The organism is Amycolatopsis sp. NPDC051371, assembly GCF_040682155.1.
In the GTDB taxonomy this organism is placed as follows: domain Bacteria; phylum Actinomycetota; class Actinomycetes; order Mycobacteriales; family Pseudonocardiaceae; genus Amycolatopsis.
Genome location: NZ_JBFBAG010000005.1, coordinates 25534 through 45047, shown reverse-complemented (window position 1 = coordinate 45047; position 19514 = coordinate 25534). Strand labels below are relative to the sequence as shown.

Below are 19514 nucleotides of genomic sequence, written 5' to 3'. Positions count from 1 at the left end.
GGAGCCAGGGAGCCGGGCACACTCGGGCTCGGGAACACCACAGGGAGAGACGCATGAAACCGAAGACGAAGGGCATCACCGCCGCGGTCGTCGGCACCGCGCTCGGTGCGGGTGGGCTCGCGTTCATCGCGATGCCGGCCAGCGCCGACGACAAGCCGGCGCTGCCGCAGGTGAGCGCCGAGGACCTGGTCCAGTCGGTCATGAAGGCCAAGCCGGGCGCGTTCGACGGCACGGTCAAGGTCAGCAACGACCTGGGGCTGCCGTCGGTGGGGAGCGCGCTGCCGGGGGCGTCGGCGCTGAACATCGACTCGGCGCACATCTTCAGCGACGGCGCGGGCAAGAGCCGCCTGGCCGCCACGCAGGGCGCCAGCCAGGAGACCGTGGTCCACGACGGCACGACCGTCTGGGACTACAGCTCCAAGACGAACACCGCGACGAAGGTGACCATCCCGGCCGACGTCGCCAAGCAGAAGGGCGCCGGCAGCGACAAGACGGCCGACCCGATCGCCGCTTCGACCGAACTGCTCGCGAAGGTCCGCGAGAGCAGCACGGTGTCGGTCGACGGCACCGCGACGGTCGCCGACCGCCCGGCCTACGAGCTGGTCCTGACGCCGAAGCCGAGCGAGCGGACGCTGCTGCGCGAGATCCGCGTCGCGGTCGACTCGCAGACGCGGATGCCGCTGCGGGTGTCGGTGCTGAGCAACGGCACGTCGACGCCGGCGCTCGAGGTCGCGTTCAGCGAGATCGAGTTCACCCAGCAGCCGGCCGACCTCTTCACCTTCACCCCGCCCAAGGGCGCCAAGGTGCAGGAGAAGGCGCCGACGATCGACCAGAAGTCCAAGGACCTGGCCGAGCAGGCGAAGGACGACGTCAAGGTCGTCGGCGACGGCTGGGACACCGTCGTCACGGGCAAGGTCCCGGCCGACGCGCTGAACGCGGCGCCGAAGCAGCAGTCCGGCCGTGAGGGCCGGGGCAACGCCGACCCGAAGGCGCTGCTCGAGCGCTTCGCCAAGAAGGTCAGCGGCACCTGGGGCAGCGGCTACCTCGTCACCACGAAGGTGGGCACCGCGGTGCTGACCGACGACGGCCGGTTCGCGGCCGGTGCGGTGCCGGAGCAGGTCCTCTACGAAGCGCTGGGTCAGAAGTGACCAGCACGACCGTGGAGTCCGGGGCGGACGTCTCTTCGGAGGCGTCCGCCCCGGCGGTTCCCCTGGCCGCGCGCACGCGGGGGCTGCGCAAGGTCTACGGCAGCACCGTCGCGGTGGACCACGTCGACCTCGACATCCCGGAGGGCGCGGTCGTCGGGATGCTCGGGCCGAACGGCTCGGGCAAGACGACCACCATCCGGATGCTGCTCGGCCTGGTCCGGCCGACCGAGGGCGAGGTCGAGCTGCTCGGGCGCAAGATGCCCGAGGCCGCCGCGCACGCGCTGCCGGACGTCGGCGCGCTGGTCGAGGGGCCGGGCTTCCACCCGTTCCTGTCCGGGCGTGACAACCTGCTGCGCTTCGCCGCGGCCGAGCCCCGGCTCGCGTCGTCCGGGATCCCGTCGGCGGTGGACTCGGCACTGGAACGCGTCGGGCTGACCGTCGCCGCACGCCGGCGCTACAAGGGCTATTCGCTCGGCATGAAGCAGCGGCTCGGGCTCGCTTCGGCGTTGCTCGTGCCGCGGAAGATGGTCGTGCTCGACGAGCCGACCAACGGCCTCGATCCTGCGGGTACCAGGGAGATCCGCAGGATCGTCGCCGAGCTGCACGCGGCCGGTGTCACCGTGCTCGTGTCGTCGCACCTGCTGGCCGAGGTGGAGGCGACGTGCACGCACGTCGCCGTGCTGCAGGCCGGCAACGTCGTCGCGCAGGGCGAGCTGACCGAGCTGCTGGAGTCCGGGAACGCGGCCCTGCTGGTCCGCACGCCGGACGCCGAGCAGGCCGTGGAAGTGCTGCGGGAGAACCGGATCGGCGCCCGGCTCACGCCGGACGGCGTCCGGGCCGACCTTACGGCGACGGAAGCGCCGCGGGTGCTGCAGGTCCTGGTGGGCGCGGGGGTCGCGGTCCACGAGGCGACGCGGGCCCGCACCGGGCTGGAAGACCTGTTCGCGCGGCTGACGGAGGGGGCGGAATGACAGCGGTTCTCGAAGCACCGGCGGCCCGCACGGGCCACGACACGGTGCCACTGACCCGCCTGCTGGCCGCGGAGCTGCGCTGGATCTTCCGGCGGCCGCGGACGTTGGCCGTGCTCGGGCTCCTGGCGCTGATCCCGGTGATCATCGGCATCGGCCTGACGCTGGTGGACGACAACCCGGCCGGTGGTGGCCCGGACGACGGCGGCGGCGCGCTGCTGGCATCCGCCGTCAACAACGCGTTCGTGCTCCCGATCGCGGCGGTCGTGATGTCGCTGGCGCTGCTCCTGCCGCTGGCCTCGGCGATGGCGGGCGCGGACGCGATCGCCGGCGAGACGGCGCACGGCACGCTGCGCGGCTGGCTGATCGCCCCGGTCGGCCGAGGCCGGTTGCTGGCGGTCAAGGCGTTCGGCGTCGCGACGGTGTCGGTGGTCTCGGTGCTGGCGATGTGCGTGACGGGCGTGGTGACCGGGCTGATCATCAACGGCACGGACTCGCTGTTCACGCTCTCGGGCACGACGCTGTCCCTGGGCGGCGCGCTGGCCCGGATCCTGCTGATGGCGGGCTGGGTGGTGCTGCAGCTGTGGGCGGTCGGCGCGGTGGCGCTGGCGATCTCCAGCTGGACCGAGCACCCGATGCTGGTGGTGGCGTCGGTCCTGGCGGCCGACATCGTGTTCACGATCCTCGGGTTCCTGACGTCGCTGGACTGGCTGCACCCGTTCCTGTTGACGAAGGACTGGTCGATGGCGCCGGCGGAGGTGCTGCAGGACCCGATGGGCACGCAGATGCTGGGCGAAGGTGCTTTGCGAGCGGCTTGCTACATCGTGATCGGGCTGTCGCTGGCCTACGCGCGGTTGTCCACTCGCGACGGCTGAGTTCCCTCCGGACGGCGTCAGCCCACCAGCGCGACGCCGTCCGGGTCGAACTCCAGCTTCACCGCGTCCCCGGCCCGCAGGTCCGAAGCCGCCGGCGCTACCGCGTCCACAGTGGACTCTTTGAGCTTCACGACGAGCCGCACATGCTCGCGGCGGTGCACCGCCGCGACAACTTCGCCCGCCACGCCTTCGGAGGCCACCCGCAGCGCGTGCGGCCGCAACCCGAGCCGCACCGATCCGTCGTCGACGTCCGGCAAAGCGACGTCACCCAGCGCCGTGTGCACCACCCCACCGGCCACGACCCCGTCCACGAACGTGGTCACGCCGAGGAACCGGGCCACGTCGTCGTCCGCCGGGTTGCGCCACACGCGCCGGACCGCGCCCTCCTGCCGGACTTCACCGGCGTCGAGCACCGCGACCCGATCGGCCAGCGTGAACGCCTCCTCCTGGTCGTGCGTCACCAGCAACGCCGTGATCTTGCTGCGGCGCAACAGGTCCGCCAGGTCGATGGCCAGCTGTTCGCGCAACCCGGCGTCCAACCCGGACAGTGGCTCGTCGAGCAGCAACAGCCGCGGCTTCGGCGCCAAAGCACGAGCCAGGGCCACCCGCTGGGCCTGCCCGCCGGACAATTCCGTCACCCGCCGTCGTTCGAAGCCGGAGAGGCCCACCAGCTCGAGCAGCTCGGCGACGCGCGGGGCCCACGCCGAGCGCGGCACGCCGTGCATCCGCAGGCCGAACGCGATGTTCGCGGCGACGTCGCGGTGGCCGAACAGCTGACCGTCCTGGAACACCAGCCCGAACCCGCGCCGGTGCACCGGCACCGCGCCGAGGTCGTCGCCGTCCCAGCTCACCGAGCCGCGCGCCGACGGCTCGAGGCCGGTGATCGCGCGCAGCAGCGTCGACTTCCCCGACCCCGACGGGCCGAGCAGCGCCAGCACCTCGCCGTCGGCGATGTCCAGGCGGACGTCGCGGACCGCCGCGAACGATCCGTAGTGGACGGTCAGGTCCCGCACCGACAGCGCCATCAGAACTCTCCCACCCGGCCGCGTCCCAGCCGGTCGTGTCCCAGCCGGTCGATCAGCGCGACCGCCAGCACCGTCACGAGCATCAGCAGCGCGCACGCGGCGTACGCCATCTGGTTGTTCAGCTCCCCCGGACGTCCCATCAGCGAGGCGATCGCGACCGGCAGCGTCGGCGCCGTCGGCCGGGCGAGGAAGCTCGTCGCGCCGAACTCACCGAGCGCGACGACGAACCCGAAGCCGGCGGCCGCGACCAGCGGCCGCAGCGTCAGCGGCAGGTCGATCTCCCGCCACACCCGCAGCGGGCTCGCCCCGAGCGTCGACGCGGCCTGCCGCAATCGGACGTCGACCGAGCGCAGCACCGGCAGCAACATCCGCACGATCAGCGGGATGATCACCAGCGCCTGCGCCAGTGGTACCAGGTACGGCGACGTCCGGAGGTCGCCGGGCAGCGCGTCGAGCGTCACGAGGTAGCCGAACCCGACGGTCACCGCGGACACCCCGAGCGGCAGCATCAGCACGGCGTCCATGGCCTCGCCGAGCCCGCGCGCGGGCCTGGCCGGCGACCGGCGCAGCGCGACCAGCACGACGGACGCGAGCACGCCGACGACCAGCGCGAGCAGCGTCGCGTCGACGGCGACCTTCAGCGAGTTCACGGCGGCGTCCCAGCCGGACACCTGCAGCGCCCCCTTTTCGCCGGTGCTTGTTAACGCTCGATAACCGGCGAAACTCCAGCCGTCCGAACCGGACACCGACTCGGCGAGCAGCGCGACGATCGGCGTCAAAACCAAGGCCAGCACCACACCCGCGGCGCCGACCACCGACCACTCGCCGCCGCGGGGACGCCGCGCACCGCCGGAGCCGATCCTGGCACCGTCCTTCCGCCGTCGCGCGAGCCCGCCGAGGACCAGCGCGGCGACCACGGCGGCGAACTGGATCAGCGAAAGCGCCGCCGCACCCGAGAGGTCGAGGAGGTCAACGGTCCGCAGGTAGATCTCGGTCTCCAGCGTCCGGTACTTCGCACCGCCGAGGATGAGGACGACCCCGAAGCTGGTGGCGCAGAACAGGAACACGACAGCCGCGGCGGACGCGATCGCGGGCGCCAGCGCGGGCAGCGTCACCGAGCGGAACGCCCGCCACGGCGACGCGCCCAGCGCGCGGGCGGCGTCGGTCGTCCGCGAGTCCAGCCGCGCCCAGAGCCCGGCGACGGTCCGCGCGACGACGGCGACGTTGAAGAACGCGTTGGCCAGCACGATCGGCAGCACCCCGCCGTCCGGCCAGAGCGCCCGGAACGCGAGGCCGACGACGACGGTCGGCAGCACGAACGGCACCAGCACCAGCGTCCGCGCGAGGCCGACGCCGGGCAGCTTCACGCGGGCCAGCAGGAACGCCACCGGCAGCCCGGCGAGCACCGCCACCAGCGTCGACGCGGCCGCGCTACCCACGGTGAACCCGGCCAGCTGCCAGGTCCGCGCGTCGCCGAGGACGACGTCGAGCCCGCCCGCGGCGAACCCGCGGCCGATGATCGCCAGCACCGGCCACGCGAAGAACACCACCAGGAAGCCGATGGGGGCCAGCCCCAGCAGCGCCAGTCCCAGCCCTCGGGCGGTCCGCGGCGGGCTTACGACTGCTGCTCTTCGGGGGCTCCGGGTGGCGGAGCCCCCGGCCCGGGGCGGAGGCCCGGATGTCACTGCACGAGCGTGCGCCATTCGCCGATCCACTTCTCGCGTCCGGCCTGGACCTGGTCCGCCGTCAGCGCCTGCGGCTTCTGCGGCAGCGGCGCGACCTGCGCCCAGCCGGCCGGCAGGTCGACGCCCTGGCGCGCCGGGTAGACGTACATGTTCGCCGCGACGGTCGCCTGGAACTGCTGGGAGAGCAGGAAGTCGACGACCTTGCGCGCGCTCTCGGTCTGCTTGCCGCCGGCCAGCACGCCCGCGTACTCGACCTGCCGGTAGCAGGTGTCGAGCAGCGCCTTGGTGCGCGGCTTGCCGTCGTCGCCGACCTCGGCGGCCGGCGACGAGGCGTACGAGACGACGATCGGCCGCGGCCCCTTGCCGGACGAGCCGGAGAAGTCCTTGGTGTAGGCCTCTTCCCAGCCGCTGACCACCTTGAGCCCGTTGGCCTTCAGCTTCGTCCAGTAGTCCTTCCAGCCGGCCTCGCCGTACTTCGCGATGGTGCCGAGGAGGAACGCGAGTCCGGGCGACGCGGTCGCCGGGTCCTCGGCGACCAGCAGGTCCTTGTACTTGGGGTCGGCGAGGTCGTCGTACGAAGCCGGCGCGGGGATGCCCTTCGACGTGAAGTAGTTCGTGTCGACGTTCACGCAGACGTCGCCGACGTCGACCGCGGACAGCCGGTGCTCGGGGTCGACGGCGTAACGCTGCGGCCCGCGATCCGCCTCCGGGCTGGTGTAGGGCTCGAAGACGCCTTCTTTGAGCGCGCGCGAAGCGAAGGTCGAGTCGACGCCGTACGCGACGTCGCCGATCGGGTTCGCCTTCGTCAGCACGAGCTTGTTGGTCAGCGAACCGGCGTCGCCCTGCTTGAGCACGGAAACCTTGATGCCCGACTGCTTCTGGAACGCGTCGAGCACCTCCTGCGGCGCGAGGAAGGAGTCGTGCGTCACGAGGGTGACGGTGGGCGTCTGCTGCGTGCCACCGTCACCGTCCGACAGCGAGCACCCAGCGGCGACGACGCTGACGGCGGCGATGGCCGTCGCGGCGCGCACAGCCCTGCTTTTCATCTACCCTCCTGCACTTCACCGGACGAGGAGGGAAAGCCCTCCCTTCGCCGGCATGATCCGGTCAGGTGCGAACGGTCGCGGGTGACCCCGCCTCTCAGCCCGGCTCGACCGGACTCCCGTGGCAACCGTGCAGCGTAGTCCAGGACGCAGGACGATGGAGACATGACGGAAATCTTGAGCGACTCCGCGGCGGACGAAAGGCTCACGCCGGGCTGGACCCGGTCCGGGACGGTGATCTCCCGCGAGGTGGAGCTGGCGAGCTTCCCGCAGGCGATCGAGGTGGTGGACCGCGTCGCGGTACTGGCCGAAGCCGCCGACCACCACCCGGACATCGACATCCGCTGGCGCACGCTGACGTTCCGCCTCAGCACGCACTCGGCGGGCGGGTTGACGGCGAAGGACTTTTCACTGGCTTCGCAGATCGACTCGGTGATCAGCGCTCTGTGATCCCGGTTACGCTGAGTGCACTTTTTCCTGGTTCCGACGTCTCTCGGTAAACGACTTTGCTGGGAGAGACGGTTATGACGCAGGCGATCGTGGTCGGCACAGCGGCATTCGCGACGATGGTGGCAGCGGCCGGCGGTGTGCTCTGGTTCACGATCCGGGGCCGTCGTCACTCGGACGGCTGAGCGCCGGTGGTGAGTTCGATCACAGCAGCTAACAAAGGGCATGATCAGCGCGCTGAGCAGGGCGGAAGCATCGGTTTTCGGCCCTAGGACACGCCATGAACAGCACCGCCGCCCTCACCCCCGCCCAGCGCGCCTGGATCAACGCCCTCGCCACCGCCGTGGTGCTGATCACGATCGCCCTCATGGGCCTGCTCGGCTGATCCGCGGGAGGCCGCCGGCTGCCTGGCTTTCGGGTCAAGCCGGCCGGACTTCCCCGGCGATCAGTAGCGCGGCATGTTCGGAATGGCCTTTTCGGCCACTTCGATGAGCGCCAGCACCTTCGGCACATCGGCCGCCACGTCCTCGGCAGTCACCGGAGGAGCCTCCGTGGATCGGTAGGCGACTTCGTTGCGACGGGCCCGCATCCGGTTGAAGGGCCGCAAAATCGGCCCCAGCGGCGGATCCAGCTGAGCGAGGACCGCCTCGTAGACGGTCACGTGGCCACCTCGGCTCGTCACCCGCAGGCCCTGGTTCTGCAAGACGGCCGCCAACGCCCGGCGTGCGCTGTCGTAGGCCAGCGTGTAGGCGCCTTCCGGGTCCGTGTCCTGCAGCTGCCGCGCCGAAGCGAGGTGGGTACGGGCCCTGACCAGCTCGGCCTCGGCAGCTTCCCGCGACGCCGGAACGTGCTCGATGGCGCCGCGCGCGATGAAGGCGTCGATCCGTTCGCGCCCCTGGTTCCACTGCGGCATCAGGACTCCTGGTCGAGGTTCAGCCGGGCCAGCGGACGTTCACGAACGCTGGTGAGGAAGGGATCCGCGCTGTCCGCCGCCCACGACCCGGGCGAGATCCGGTGCACGTTGACCTCGCGGCCCAGCCGTCGCGACACACCCTCGGCCAGGTCGAAGAGCTCGTCCGGATCGGGCGAACCGACGACGAGGACGTCGACGTCGCCGGGGGGCGGCCCCGGCTCGCCGCTGTAGCGCGCGGCCCAGGACCCGTAGACGTAGGCCTCGCTCACGCCCGCCAGCCCGGACAGGGCCTCGGTGAGCAGCGACATCGGCCCGAACGTGACCGCGATGACGTCACTCAGCGGACGGTAGAGCGGAGTGTCGGTCCGGGCTTTGACGAGCCGGCTCCGGCCCACCCGCCGGTCTTCCAGGATGCCGCCGCCGACCAGCCGCTCGACTTCGCGCAGCACGGCCGTGGGCGTGACGCCGCAGGCCTCGGCGAGTTCGGTGATGCTGTACTCGCGATCCGGGTGCAGCAGGACCAGCGCGAGCAGCTCACCCTGCATGCGCGATCGCAGCAGGGGCAGCAGGCTCGGCGACGGTTTCATTGGACGCAGTATATCCTGCGCCCAATGAAAGTAACAACCAGTAGCGAACGCCTGCCTCAGACGTTGAAGCGGAACTCCACCACGTCACCGTCGGCCATGGTGTAGTCCTTGCCCTCCATGCGGACCTTGCCCGCCGCCCGGGCCGCCGCCATCGAGCCCGCCGCCATCAGGTCGTCGTACGAGACGATTTCCGCCTTGATGAAGCCGCGCTCGAAGTCCGTGTGGATCACGCCCGCCGCCTGCGGTGCCGTCGCGCCCTTGGGGATCGTCCAGGCGCGGGACTCCTTCGGGCCCGCCGTCAGGTACGTCTGCAGCCCCAGCGTGTGGAAACCCGCGCGGGCCAGCGAGTACAGCCCCGGCTCCGGCTGGCCGACCGACTCCAGCAGCTCGCGGACCGACTCCTCGTCGTCCAGCTCCAGCAGCTCTTGCTCGACCTTCGCGTCGAGGAACACCGCGTCCGCCGGCGCGACCAGCTTGGTCAGCTCCTCGCGGCGGGCGTCGTCGGTCAGGATCGCCTCGTCGGCGTTGAAGACGTACAGAAACGGCTTCGTGGTGAGGAGGCTGTGCTCGCGAAGCAGCTCGAGGTCGACGTCCTTCTGCGCGGAGAAGAGCGTGCGGCCGCTGTCGAGGATCTCCTTCGCCTTCTGCGCGGCCTCGAGCGCGGGCTTTGCTTCCTTCTTGGTCCGCGCTTCCTTTTCCAGGCGCCAGACAGCCTTCTCGAGAGTCTGCAGGTCGGCCAGGATCAGCTCCGTGTTGATCGTCTCGATGTCGCTCATCGGGTCGATCCGGCCGTCGACGTGGATCACGTCCGGGTCGTCGAACACTCGGATGACCTGGCAGATCGCGTTGGCCTCACGGATGTTCGCCAGGAACTTGTTGCCCAGCCCGGCGCCCTCGGACGCGCCCTTCACAATGCCCGCGATGTCCACAAAGGACACCACAGCCGGCACGATCTTCTCCGACTTGTGCAGCTCGGCCAGCTTGTCCAGCCGGGGGTCCGGCAGCGGCACGACGCCGACGTTCGGCTCGATCGTCGCGAACGGGTAGTTCGCCGCGAGCACGTTGTTGCGGGTCAGCGCGTTGAACAGGGTGGACTTGCCGACGTTGGGCAGGCCGACGATACCGAGGGTGAGGCTCACGACCCCGCAGTCTACGTGCCGTACCCGGCCGCGGCCCACGCGCCCAACGCCGCGTCGGATTTCCGCCAGCGACGGCGCTGACCTGCTGGCATGCTCGGATTCATGGCCACCGAAACGCTCGCACTCTGGCGCGACGCCGAGCGCTGCTACCGCGTCGTCACCGCCCGCGACCCGCGCTTCGACGGCCAGTTCATCATGGCGGTGCGCACCACCGGCATCTACTGCCGGCCGTCCTGCCCGGCGTCGACGCCGAAGGTGCAGAACGTCCGCTTCTTCCCGACGTCGGCGGCCGCGCAGTCCAACGGCTTCCGCGCCTGCCGCCGCTGCCTGCCCGACGCCGTGCCGGGCTCGCCGGACTGGAACGTGCGCGCCGACCTCGCCGCGCGGGCGATGCGCCTGATCTCCGACGGGACAGTGGAGCGCGAAGGGGTCCCGGGCCTCGCGCGACGGCTCGGCTACTCGGAACGTCAGCTCGGCCGGGTGCTGACCGCCGAGCTCGGCGCGGGCCCGCTCGCGCTGGCCCGGGCGCACCGCGCGCACTCGGCCCGGCTGCTCATCGAGATGTCGGGGCTGCCGCTGACGGACGTCGCGTTCGCCGCGGGCTTCTCCAGCGTCCGGCAGTTCAACGAGACGATCCGCGAAGTGTTCGCGACGACGCCGTCACAGCTTCGCGCCTTCGCCGCTTCGCGTCGCGGACGTCAGGGCGACGTCGGGGGAACGCGCCTCAGCCTGCGGTTGCCGTTCAGGCCGCCTTTCGACGCTGTCGGGCTGCTTCGCTTCTTCGCTGCCTACGCGGTTCCGGGCGTCGAGGAGGTGACTTCGACGTCCTACGCACGGACGTTGCGGCTCGCCCACGGCACCGGCATCGTCCGGTTGACGCCGGAGCCGGACCACGTGCGCTGCGAGCTCCTGCTCACCGACCTGCGCGACCTCGGCAGTGCGGTCAGCCGGGTGCGCCGGCTGCTCGACCTCGACGCCGACCCGGCGGCGGTCACCCGGGTCCTCGGCGCCGACGCGGCGCTGGCTTCGGTGGTCGAGGCGGTGCCAGGGATCCGGGTTCCCGGCACGGTCGACGGTGACGAGCTGGTGATCCGCGCCCTGCTCGCGGACCAGGTCCCCGCGACGCTCGGCGAGGCAGTGACGGGCGAGTGGGGCGTGACGCGCCTGTTCCCCACCGCGGCCCAGGTCGCGGCGGCGCTGCCGGACCACGCGGGAATCGCCGCACTGGCCGAAGGCCGCCTGGACGTGCACGTCGGCCGTGAGGCGGCGGATCTGCGGGAGGAGCTGCTGACGTGCCCCGGCGTCGACGCGGCGACGGCGGACTACGTGCTGATGCGCGTCCTCGGCGCACCGGACATCCTGCTGCCCGCGGACGCTGACGTCCGGCGTGGCGCCCAAGCGCTGGGCATCTCGCCGGCTTCGCTGCCCGAGCGAGCCCGGGCGTGGACGCCGTGGTGCTCCTACGCCGGGATGTACCTGAGGCGCGCGGCCTGAACCGGCGTCAGCCCTGCTCGCCTCGCCACAGCAAAGCCTGGGCGACGACCACGTGGTCGCCGTCGAAGGTCGCGGCCGGCGAGCCGTGCAGGCGGTAGCCGAGGTCGAGCGCCTCGCTGACCCGGTGGCAGAACTTCGCGTCGTCCGGGCCGGTGAGCAGGCGGTAGCGGGGCAGGCCGTTCGGCGGCTGGTCCGTCATGGCTTCATCTTGTCCGAATCATCGGCCGGCGCGCACCTCCACCGTCGAGCCCGTGCGCGACTTCCGGACCCGCAGCCGCGTCGGGATGCGCTGCCGCAGCTCCTCGACGTGGGACACCAGGCCGACGACCCGGCCGCCCGCGCGGAGCTCGTCGAGGATGTTCATCACGACGTCGAGGGTTTCGGCGTCCAGCGTGCCGAACCCCTCGTCGACGAACAGCGTGTCCAGCAGCGCGCCGCCGGTCTCCCCGGCGACGACGTCGGCCAGCCCCAGCGCCAAGGCCAGCGACGCGAGGAACGACTCACCGCCGGAGAGCGTCTTCGCCGGGCGGATGGTGCCCGAGTAGTCGTCGAGCACGTCGATGCCGAGCCCACCGCGAGTGCCGCGCGCCCCCGCCGCGTCCGAGTGGACGAACGAGTACCGCCCCTGGCTCATCGTCCGCAGCCGGTGGGTGGCGGCGACCGCCACCTCTTCGAGCCGCGCCGCCAGCACGTACGAGCGCAGCGACATCTTCCGGCTGTTCTGCCCCCGCCCGTTGACGACATCCGCGAGCGCGCGCAGCTCGGCGTACGCCGCTTCGGCCGGTGCGAGGCCGGCGAGTGCCTTGCGCAGCAGGCCGGCCAGCCGGGTCAGTTCGTCGTGCTGAGCGGTCGCCACCCGCAACGCCGCGTACGCCGAGTCGGCGCGCGCCCGCGCCAGCTGAGCCGAGTCGGCCGCGCGGCCGACGTCCGCGACGTCGTCCGGCGAGATCCCGAACAGGTCCGGCTCGGACAGCAGCGCCCGCGCCCCCGCCGCGGCGGCCTCGGCCTCGGCGATGCCCTGCTCCAGCTTCTCGATCTGCTCGTCCGGCAGCATCGCGGCCCGCGCCTTCTTCAGCGACGTGAACCCCTTCGCCTTGACGGCGGCCTCGACGAGCGTGCGCTGCTGGGCGACGCGTTCGCGAGCGCCCGCGACGGCCGTCCGGGCCTCGGCGACCCCTTCGAGGGCCTCGGCGAGCCCGACCAGGTGCTCCCGCCGGGCTCCGACGTCCGCGAACTCGCCGCGCCCGGCGACGAGCCGGCGTTCGCGCTCGGCCAGCCGTTCTTCCAGCGCCCGGACGTCGGTCGTGGCCTCGGTCGCCGCCTGTTCGGCCCGGCGGCGGCGCTCGGTCCGCAGCTCGAGGTCGCGTTCCAGGAGGACGACCTGTTCGCCGAGCTTCGCCTTCCCGGCCGCCTGCTGCGTCAGCGAAGCGACCGCCGCGCGGGCGTTGGTCAGCTCGGCCGTGATCGACTCGGCCGTGCGCTCGCCCAGCCGTTCCAGCAAGCCCGCGAGCCGCGCTTTCGCCTCTTCCAGCGCGACGACGACCCGCTGCCGCATCGTGTCGGCTGCCTGCTCGGCCTCCTCGGCGGCGCGTTCCTCGGCGGGGTCGACGAGCTCGACGTCCCGGTTCGCCGGCGCCGGGTGCTCGGCCGAACCGCAGACCGGGCAGGGCGCGCCGTCCGGCAACGCGGCGGCCAGTTCGGCCGCCATCCCGTCGAGCCGCCGCTCGCGCAGGTCGAGCCGGTGCTGCCGGGCCGACTGGTGCGTGTCGACGACTTCGCGCAGCTTCGCCTCGCCTCGCTCGACTTTCGCTCGAGCCTCGGGCAGCTCTGCCGCATCACGCGCGAAGGCCCGCAGCTCCTCGACTTTGGCCTTGGCGCCCTCGAGCTTCGCCTCGGCTTCGGCCGCTTTGACGGCGTCGGCCCGGAGCTTGGCCAGCTGGCCGGGGATGGCGGCCAGCTCGGTGGTCAGCTCTTCGACCTGCTGCCCGGCCGTGACGGCGGCCAGCTTCCGGTCGTCCCGCCGCATGACGTCGAGCTGTTGCTGCTCGGCCTCGGCGACGAGCTCCGCGACCGCGCCGGCCTCTTCGCGCGCGGTGGCCGCCCGCGCCTTGAGGTCGCCGGTCGCCCGGGTGCCGAACTCCCGCAGCTGCGCGCCGAGCGACTTCTCCGCCTGCTCGGCTTCGGTCAGCTCCGCCGCGCGCCGGTCCAGGAGGTCGGCCTCCACGGCGACCCCGGCGGCCCGCCGCGCGGCCGCGACCTCCTGGGCCCACTCGGCGCGTTGCGGCGCCTGCTCGGTGATCTCGACGAGCCGCAGGTGCGCGGTGCGGACCCGGCGGATCTTCTCCGCGTCGGCACGCTCTTCCTGCAGGTGGACGTCCGCGCGCTGGGCCGCCGCGCGCGTGCGCTCCTCTTCCGCCGTGACCTGCCCGGCGCGTTCGGCGGACGCCGCCAGCACGGTGCCGACCCACTCGCCGACGTCGGTTTCGGGCGGCTCCTGCTGTGCCTCCTGCGCGTAGCGCGCCAGCAGCTCGCGCACTTTTCCTTGCTGCTGCTCGAGTTCCCGGCCTCGCTCGGCCCTCAGGTCGGCGAACCAGCGTTCGACGTCCGCGAAGCGCTCGGTGCCGAAAAGCCGTTCCAGCAGCTTCTCGCGCTCGGCTGTGTCCGAGCGCAGGAACCGGGCGAACTCGCCCTGCGGCAGCAGCACGACCTGGAAGAACTGGGCCGCGGTCATCCCGAGCAGCCGCTCGACGGTGCGCGCGACCTCCTCGATCCGAATCAGGCCCTCCGGCGCCAGCCCGGCCGGTGCGGTGCCGACCCAGCTCAGCGACACCCTCGCCTGCTGCGTGGTCGTGCCCTCGCCGCGCCGCTTCGGCCGCTGGTACTCCGGGTTGCGGACGATCTTCAGCCGGTGACCCTGCACGGTGAGCTCCAGCGCGACCTCGGTGACCTGGTCGCGCTCGGCGAGGTCGCAGCGCAGCCGTTTGGCCTCGTTGCGGGCGCCGGGAACCACGCCGAACAGCGCGAACGCGATCGCGTCGAGCAACGTGGTCTTGCCCGCGCCGGTTTCGCCGTGCAGGAGGAAGAGGCCGTCGGCGCCGAGCACGTCGAAGTCGACCACTTCGCGTGCGCAGTACGGCCCGAAGGCCTCGACCTCCAGCCTGTGCAGCCTCATTTCGCGAGGGCCTCCCGATCGGCCGCTTCCAGGGCCTTGAGCAGGAGCTGCTCTTCGCTCTCGGTCGGCGCGGCACCGCGGCAGTCGTCGAGGAAGCTGCGCGAGATCTCGATGTCCGACCGGCCCCGCACGGCGTCGGAGTACCGCAGCGGGGCACCGCTGTAGCCGCCTTCGGGCTCCCACTCCAGGTGCACCGCGTGGGGGAACCGCGCGCGCAGCCGCCGCATCGCGTCCACCGGGCGGACCGGGTCGGTGACCGTGACCGACAGGAAGTGCTCGAGGAACGCGTCGTGCGCCGGGTCCACGAGCAGGTCTTCGAGCTGGCCACGGAGGGTGGCCAGCGCTCTCGGGACCGGCAGTTCGTGCCGGCGGACCTCGCCGAGCCCGCTCGCGTCCAGGTCGACCAGCCAGACCGATTTGCGTTGCCGCGCCTCGGAAAACGAGTACGCCAGCGGACTGCCGGAGTACCGCAGGTGCTCGGCGAGCGTCTGCGGGCCGTGGAGGTGGCCGAGCGCGACGTAGTCGACGCCGTCGAAGACCCAGCCGGGCACCTGCTCGACCCCGCCGACCGCGATCGTCCGCTCGGACTCGGTCGGCTCGCCGCCGGTGACGAACGCGTGCGCGAGCACGACCGACCGCGTGCCCGGCCGGGTTTCGAGGTCCGCGCGGATCCGGCGCATGGCCTCGCTGAGCACGCCGGTGTGGCCGCGCGCGTCCGGCACGCCCAGCGCGTGACGCGCCGGTTCCGGCTCCAGGTAAGGGATTCCGTAGACGGCGACCGGGCCGTGGCCGTCGTCGAACAGCACCGGATCGGCCAATCCGCCGACGGTGGTGCGCAGGTGCAGCCCGCCCGCCGCGGCGAACTCCGCGAAGGCGCCGAGCCGCGGTGCGGAGTCGTGGTTCCCGGGCGTGACGACCAGTTGTGCGCCGGCGGCGCGGATCCGCGCGACCGCCGCGGTGGCCACCCGGACGGCCTCGGCCGACGGCACCGCGCGGTCGTAGATGTCGCCTGCCACCAGGACGGCGTCGATCGCCTCGCCGGCGACGAGGCCGGCGAGGTGCCCGAGCACCGCTTCCTGTTCCGCGAGCAGATCGGCGCCGTGGAACGTGCGGCCGATGTGCCAGTCGGAGGTGTGGAGGATTCGCACGGGGCCCAAGGTACGACCCGGCCCCGAACAAATCGCGAAGGCTCGCCGTCTCCTCACTCGAACGTGTGTACTAACACGAGCGTGCCGATTCGGACACGCCCTGCGTGGATCCGATTTGTTCGCAGGTCAGCTACCCAGAGCGACGGATCGGGCGCGGTTTTTGTCGGTGGGGTCCGCCATGATGTCTGCGCGGTCCGATCCAGGCGGCCCGGAGGGAGGAGGCGAAGTGGCGACAGTGCTGACCACCGCGGCGATCGTGCTCGCGGTCTTGCTGCTGTTCGCCGTCGCGGTGCTGTGGCGGCTCTACAACGACGGGATGCGCCGGGCGGACGCGGCGGCCCGGCAGGTGGCGGCCGAGCGGGCGAAGGCCGACCAGCAGCAGCTGGCGCTGCGCCGCTACGAAGTCGCGTTCGCCTCGATCAGCGGGCGCGGTGAGCTGGGCGAGCAAGTGCTGGTCGAAACGGCGCGGGCACTGGGGTTGCGCGAAAACCTGCACTTCACGCTCCAGACCGACGTGGCGGGCGGCGGCTCGGCGAAACCGGACATGGTGCTGCGGGTGGGCGGCGACCGCACGGTGCCGGTCGACGCGAAGGCGAGCATGGCGATCTGGGCCGAGGCGGTGGAGACCAACGACCCGGACGAGCGGATCGACGCGTTGCGCGCGCACGTCCGGCAGGTCCGCTCCCGGGCGGCCGAGCTGGCGGGCAAGGGCTACCAGCGCTGGGCGGACGCGATCTACGGCACGATCATGTTCGTCCCGTCCGACGCCGCTGTGGTCGCGGCCTTGGACACCGACCCGGAGCTGCTGCGCTGGCTCATCGACCGGCGGGTGTTCCTGTGCGGGCCGACCGGGTTCGGGGTGCTGGCCTCGGCGGCGCTGTTCGCGGCGAGCGACCGGACCCTGGAGGCCGACGTCGAGCAGGTGCGAGCCGGGGCGGCGGCCGCGCACCGGGCGGCGGGCGGTGCGGTGGAGGCGCTGAACCTCTCGAGCACGCACCTCCAGCGGTTCCTGTCGGCGCGACGGCGCGAGCTGGAGGCACTGGAGACGTTCCGGGCGACGGTGGCACCGCTGACGGACGCTGCGGGCAGCCCGGCTCAGGTTCCGCAGGTGCGGAAGGGGGACGAACTGGCGGCGAGCTGAGTCGGTCAGCCCCGGGTGACGGGAGAGCCGGGCCGGCGGTGAGGCGCGGCACGTCGACCCGCAGGCGTCCGCGGCTTGTGACGGCGAACGCGGGCGCTCGCGGCGGTGCCACCGGATTACGCCCGCGTCGGTTCTCGACTTTGCGCCGGCTCCGCCCGCAAGCCTCCCACCTGCGACGACCTGCGCACCCCAGCCACGGAAAGGAGACAAACCGGCAGCGTTCCCAAAAGACTGGACCACACCACAGCAGCACCCGGCGGACCTCTCGGGTCACGCCGCCGGGTGGTGATACACCCACGTCGGCGGCGGTGCTGGCAAGATCTTCACAACCACGAGATACGGTGTTGTGCTGTGACCGCGATTCGCGATCGCCAGAGCGATCCAGATGCCGACGACGTCCCCGTACCGTGGGACGAGCGTCCTGTCGTCGGTTCGAGGCGCGGACTGCCGTGGTGGGCGGCGGTGCTGGTGGGCCTCGGCCTGGCGGTCGTGGGCGCCCTCATCGGCAAGCCGAGCCAGGCCAGCATCCCCGTGATCTTCACGGTTTGCTACATCGCCGGGGCCGTCATCGCGGTCTGCGCGGTGCGACGCCGCGGGATATTCGGGCCGATGGTCATGCCGCCGCTGGTGCTGGCCGTGACCGTGCCCGGCGTGATCCTGCTGACCTCGGGGTCCGAGGGCGACGACATGCTGTCGAAGGTGCTGAGCATCGGCACCCCGCTGATCAACGGCTTCCCGATCATGGCGATCACGACCGGCATCACGCTGCTGATCGGGTTCGTCCGGATCTTCCGCGAACGCGACCCGGACGCCCCCAAGAAGGGCAAGGCGGCCGACCGACGCCGAGCGGACGAAGACGACGAGAAGCCGTCGACGCGCGCCGCGGCGACGTCGGCCGGCGGTCGTCCGCGACCGCCCGGGTCGAACCGCACCGGCCAGACGCCGCTGCCCCAGGACGCCCGCCGCGCTCGGGACGGCGAACCCCCGCGTCGCCCGCGCCCGCCCGCGGACGGCGAACGCCGCACCCCGCGCGCCGGCGCACCGGCCGAACGGGAACGCGACCGCGGCGCCCGCAAGCCACCCCCGGCCGGCCGCCGGACTCCGCCTCCGGCCGACAGCGACCCACGCCGCCGCGGCGGCGACGCCCCCCGTCGACGTCCCCGCCCACCCGCGGAGGACGGCCGCGACAAACCCCCGCCCCGCCGCCCCTCCGGCGGCGACCGGGGAGCCCCACCGCGCCGCAGCCGCCCCTGGGACGACGACGAGCGCTGACGACCACCGAAAGGCGGTCACCTTCCGCGGAAGGTGACCGCCTTTTTCGCTTACGCGGGGTGCGGAGGCTGCACCGCACCGAGGCACGCGAGCGGTGGCAAGTCAGCGCGAACGGCAGCAGATCAGCGACGGGCGGGTGCCCAACTCATGTCGGCGGCGCTGCGCGGTGATCCATCCGCGGCCGCGCGGCGCAGGCGGCCCAGTCCGCTCAGGCCCGCAACACGGGTGGCGGTCGCAGCCCACCCAGCCCCGCAACGCAGTTCGGCGGCGAGCCGCACCCGCGACCCGCCGCCGAACCGACCTACAAACCTCAGACCTTCCGAAGCTCCTTCGGCGGCGCAAAGGTGATCTTCTCGTTCGCCGTGGTGACTTCATTCACGTCGCCGTAACCCCGCTCGGCCAGCCAGTCGAGCAGCTCCATCACCAGCTCGTCCGGCACCGACGCCCCCGACGTGACCCCCACCGTCGTCACGCCGGAAAGCCAGGCCTCGTCGACCTCGTGCGCGAAGTCGACCAGGTACGACGCGCGAGCCCCGGCCTTCAGGGCCACCTCGACCAGGCGCTTCGAGTTGGACGAGTTCGTCGACCCGACCACCAGGACCAGGTCGCACTCCGCCGCCATCGCCTTGACCGCGACCTGGCGGTTCGTCGTCGCGTAGCAAATGTCGTCGCTGGGCGGGTCCGCCAAGCCCGGGAAGCGCTCGCGGAGCTGGTCCACGCGCTCCATCGTCTCGTCGACCGACAGCGTCGTCTGGGAAAGCCAGATCACCTTCGACGGGTCGCGGACCTCGACCTTGTCGACGTCCTCCGCCTTGTCGACCAGCTGGACCTTGTCCGGCGCCTCGCCGGCCGTGCCTTCGACCTCTTCGTGGCCCTCGTGGCCGATCAGCAGGATGTCGTAGTCGTCCTTCGCGAAGCGGTTGACCTCCTTGTGCACCTTCGTCACCAGGGGGCAGGTCGCGTCGATCGTGCGCAGGTTCCGGTCCGCGGCCTCGGCGTGCACCATCGGCGAGACGCCGTGGGCGGAAAACACCACCAACGCGCCCTCGGGCACTTCGGACGTCTCGTCGACGAAGATCGCGCCGCGCTCGCGCAGCGTCTCGACCACGTGCCGGTTGTGCACGATCTCCTTGCGGACGTACACCGGGGCGCCATAGACGTCGAGGGCCTTCTCGACGGCGATCACCGCGCGGTCGACCCCGGCGCAGTAACCACGGGGTTTGGCGAGCAGCACCCGCTTGCCGGAAGCGGTGCCGGTGATCGTCGGGGTACCCGCGGGCTCGATTCCGGGACTCGCTGAACTCATGCCACCCAGGGTACGGGCAGTCCCGAGACGAACTCGAAGTCCCTTTCGGGTGAGCTTCGTCCCCCTACCGTGCTGTGCGCGACGTCACGCAACGCGCCCGAACCCACTCTTTCGGTTGGGCAGGATGGCCGATATGCGGCAGGCTGGACGC

17 protein-coding genes and 1 riboswitch are annotated in these 19514 nt (G+C 72.0%); of the genes, 7 read left to right on the top strand and 10 right to left on the bottom strand.

Features of this window, described 5'->3' with window-relative positions; all coding sequences use genetic code 11:
• Positions 1-53: 53 nt before the first annotated feature.
• The 3 genes from AB0M59_RS08555 to AB0M59_RS08545 are packed head-to-tail and all read left to right on the top strand — an operon-like array spanning position 54 to position 2991.
• Positions 54-1148 (top strand): outer membrane lipoprotein carrier protein LolA, encoded by a 1095-nt coding sequence (locus AB0M59_RS08555; protein WP_364610858.1) that lies wholly within the window; start codon positions 54-56, stop codon positions 1146-1148.
• On the top strand, positions 1145-2119 hold the full coding sequence (locus tag AB0M59_RS08550; RefSeq protein WP_364610856.1) for an ABC transporter ATP-binding protein: 975 nt from the start codon (positions 1145-1147) through the stop codon (positions 2117-2119). The genes AB0M59_RS08555 and AB0M59_RS08550 overlap by 4 nt, the downstream gene beginning before the upstream one ends.
• Positions 2116-2991 (top strand): ABC transporter permease subunit, encoded by an 876-nt coding sequence (locus tag AB0M59_RS08545; RefSeq protein WP_364610853.1) that lies wholly within the window; start codon positions 2116-2118, stop codon positions 2989-2991. Before AB0M59_RS08550 ends, AB0M59_RS08545 begins: the two co-directional genes overlap by 4 nt.
• Positions 2992-3008: 17 nt before the next feature.
• On the opposite strand, the gene AB0M59_RS08540 is transcribed toward AB0M59_RS08545, so the two are convergent.
• The 3 genes from AB0M59_RS08540 to AB0M59_RS08530 all read right to left on the bottom strand — a co-directional run bounded on the left by AB0M59_RS08540 (position 3009) and on the right by AB0M59_RS08530 (position 6747).
• The gene (locus AB0M59_RS08540) at positions 3009-4016 is read right to left on the bottom strand and encodes an ABC transporter ATP-binding protein (RefSeq protein WP_364610850.1); all 1008 of its coding nucleotides are present in this window, start codon (positions 4014-4016) and stop codon (positions 3009-3011) included.
• Complete coding sequence (locus AB0M59_RS08535; RefSeq protein ID WP_364611448.1) at positions 4016-5587, bottom strand: iron ABC transporter permease; 1572 nt, start codon at positions 5585-5587, stop codon at positions 4016-4018. Before AB0M59_RS08535 ends, AB0M59_RS08540 begins: the two co-directional genes overlap by 1 nt.
• Positions 5588-5697: 110 nt before the next feature.
• Positions 5698-6747, bottom strand: coding sequence for a thiamine ABC transporter substrate-binding protein (locus tag AB0M59_RS08530; RefSeq protein WP_364610847.1), 1050 nt, complete (start codon positions 6745-6747; stop codon positions 5698-5700).
• Between the two features lie 21 nt (positions 6748-6768).
• Positions 6769-6877, bottom strand: a riboswitch (TPP riboswitch).
• Positions 6878-6909: 32 nt separating this feature from the next.
• Between AB0M59_RS08530 and AB0M59_RS08525 the strand changes: the two genes are divergently transcribed.
• The gene (locus AB0M59_RS08525) at positions 6910-7194 is read left to right on the top strand and encodes a 4a-hydroxytetrahydrobiopterin dehydratase (protein ID WP_364610844.1); all 285 of its coding nucleotides are present in this window, start codon (positions 6910-6912) and stop codon (positions 7192-7194) included.
• 442 nt (positions 7195-7636) lie between these two features.
• Here AB0M59_RS08525 and AB0M59_RS08520 read toward each other — a convergent pair whose 3' ends face one another.
• Genes AB0M59_RS08520 through ychF form a run of 3 tightly spaced genes read right to left on the bottom strand, consistent with a single transcriptional unit; the run spans position 7637 to position 9830 of the window.
• Positions 7637-8104 carry a hypothetical protein gene (locus AB0M59_RS08520; protein ID WP_364610841.1) on the bottom strand — a complete coding sequence of 156 codons (468 nt, stop codon included), beginning with the start codon at positions 8102-8104 and terminating at the stop codon, positions 7637-7639.
• Positions 8104-8691 carry an ArsR family transcriptional regulator gene (locus AB0M59_RS08515; RefSeq protein WP_364610838.1) on the bottom strand — a complete coding sequence of 196 codons (588 nt, stop codon included), beginning with the start codon at positions 8689-8691 and terminating at the stop codon, positions 8104-8106. Before AB0M59_RS08515 ends, AB0M59_RS08520 begins: the two co-directional genes overlap by 1 nt.
• A 56-nt stretch (positions 8692-8747) precedes the next feature.
• Positions 8748-9830: a redox-regulated ATPase YchF gene (gene ychF, locus AB0M59_RS08510; RefSeq protein ID WP_364610835.1), complete on the bottom strand. Its 1083-nt coding sequence runs from the start codon at positions 9828-9830 to the stop codon at positions 8748-8750.
• Positions 9831-9932: 102 nt separating this feature from the next.
• Between ychF and AB0M59_RS08505 the strand changes: the two genes are divergently transcribed.
• On the top strand, positions 9933-11324 hold the full coding sequence (locus AB0M59_RS08505) for an AlkA N-terminal domain-containing protein (RefSeq protein ID WP_364610832.1): 1392 nt from the start codon (positions 9933-9935) through the stop codon (positions 11322-11324).
• A 7-nt stretch (positions 11325-11331) separates the two neighbouring features.
• On the opposite strand, the gene AB0M59_RS08500 is transcribed toward AB0M59_RS08505, so the two are convergent.
• The 3 genes from AB0M59_RS08500 to AB0M59_RS08490 are packed head-to-tail and all read right to left on the bottom strand — an operon-like array spanning position 11332 to position 15644.
• Entirely contained in the window at positions 11332-11523 is a 192-nt protein-coding gene (locus AB0M59_RS08500; RefSeq protein ID WP_364610829.1) for a DUF1737 domain-containing protein, read from the bottom strand.
• A gap of 18 nt (positions 11524-11541) precedes the next feature.
• Entirely contained in the window at positions 11542-14496 is a 2955-nt protein-coding gene (locus AB0M59_RS08495; protein ID WP_364610826.1) for an SMC family ATPase, read from the bottom strand.
• On the bottom strand, positions 14493-15644 hold the full coding sequence (locus tag AB0M59_RS08490; RefSeq protein WP_364610823.1) for an exonuclease SbcCD subunit D: 1152 nt from the start codon (positions 15642-15644) through the stop codon (positions 14493-14495). The genes AB0M59_RS08495 and AB0M59_RS08490 overlap by 4 nt, the downstream gene beginning before the upstream one ends.
• Before the next feature lie 226 nt (positions 15645-15870).
• Between AB0M59_RS08490 and rmuC the strand changes: the two genes are divergently transcribed.
• The gene (rmuC, locus tag AB0M59_RS08485) at positions 15871-16785 is read left to right on the top strand and encodes a DNA recombination protein RmuC (RefSeq protein WP_364610820.1); all 915 of its coding nucleotides are present in this window, start codon (positions 15871-15873) and stop codon (positions 16783-16785) included.
• A 351-nt stretch (positions 16786-17136) separates the two neighbouring features.
• Positions 17137-18057: a DUF6542 domain-containing protein gene (locus AB0M59_RS08480; protein WP_364610817.1), complete on the top strand. Its 921-nt coding sequence runs from the start codon at positions 17137-17139 to the stop codon at positions 18055-18057.
• Positions 18058-18367: 310 nt separating this feature from the next.
• Here the strand turns inward: AB0M59_RS08480 and AB0M59_RS08475 are convergent, their stop codons facing one another.
• Positions 18368-19363, bottom strand: a complete 996-nt coding sequence (locus AB0M59_RS08475; RefSeq protein WP_364610814.1) for a 4-hydroxy-3-methylbut-2-enyl diphosphate reductase — start codon at positions 19361-19363, stop codon at positions 18368-18370.
• Positions 19364-19514 lie beyond the last annotated feature (151 nt).

Coding starts and splice junctions, on each gene's coding strand:
- AB0M59_RS08555 (WP_364610858.1), top strand. CDS start 54: ATGAAACCGAAGACGAAGGGCATCACCGCCGCGGTCGTCGGCACCGCG.
- AB0M59_RS08540 (WP_364610850.1), bottom strand. CDS start 4,016: ATGGCGCTGTCGGTGCGGGACCTGACCGTCCACTACGGATCGTTCGCG.
- AB0M59_RS08505 (WP_364610832.1), top strand. CDS start 9,933: ATGGCCACCGAAACGCTCGCACTCTGGCGCGACGCCGAGCGCTGCTAC.
- AB0M59_RS08530 (WP_364610847.1), bottom strand. CDS start 6,747: ATGAAAAGCAGGGCTGTGCGCGCCGCGACGGCCATCGCCGCCGTCAGC.
- AB0M59_RS08520 (WP_364610841.1), bottom strand. CDS start 8,104: ATGCCGCAGTGGAACCAGGGGCGCGAACGGATCGACGCCTTCATCGCG.
- AB0M59_RS08495 (WP_364610826.1), bottom strand. CDS start 14,496: ATGAGGCTGCACAGGCTGGAGGTCGAGGCCTTCGGGCCGTACTGCGCA.
- AB0M59_RS08545 (WP_364610853.1), top strand. CDS start 2,116: ATGACAGCGGTTCTCGAAGCACCGGCGGCCCGCACGGGCCACGACACG.
- AB0M59_RS08475 (WP_364610814.1), bottom strand. CDS start 19,363: ATGAGTTCAGCGAGTCCCGGAATCGAGCCCGCGGGTACCCCGACGATC.
- AB0M59_RS08515 (WP_364610838.1), bottom strand. CDS start 8,691: ATGAAACCGTCGCCGAGCCTGCTGCCCCTGCTGCGATCGCGCATGCAG.
- AB0M59_RS08525 (WP_364610844.1), top strand. CDS start 6,910: ATGACGGAAATCTTGAGCGACTCCGCGGCGGACGAAAGGCTCACGCCG.
- AB0M59_RS08500 (WP_364610829.1), bottom strand. CDS start 11,523: ATGACGGACCAGCCGCCGAACGGCCTGCCCCGCTACCGCCTGCTCACC.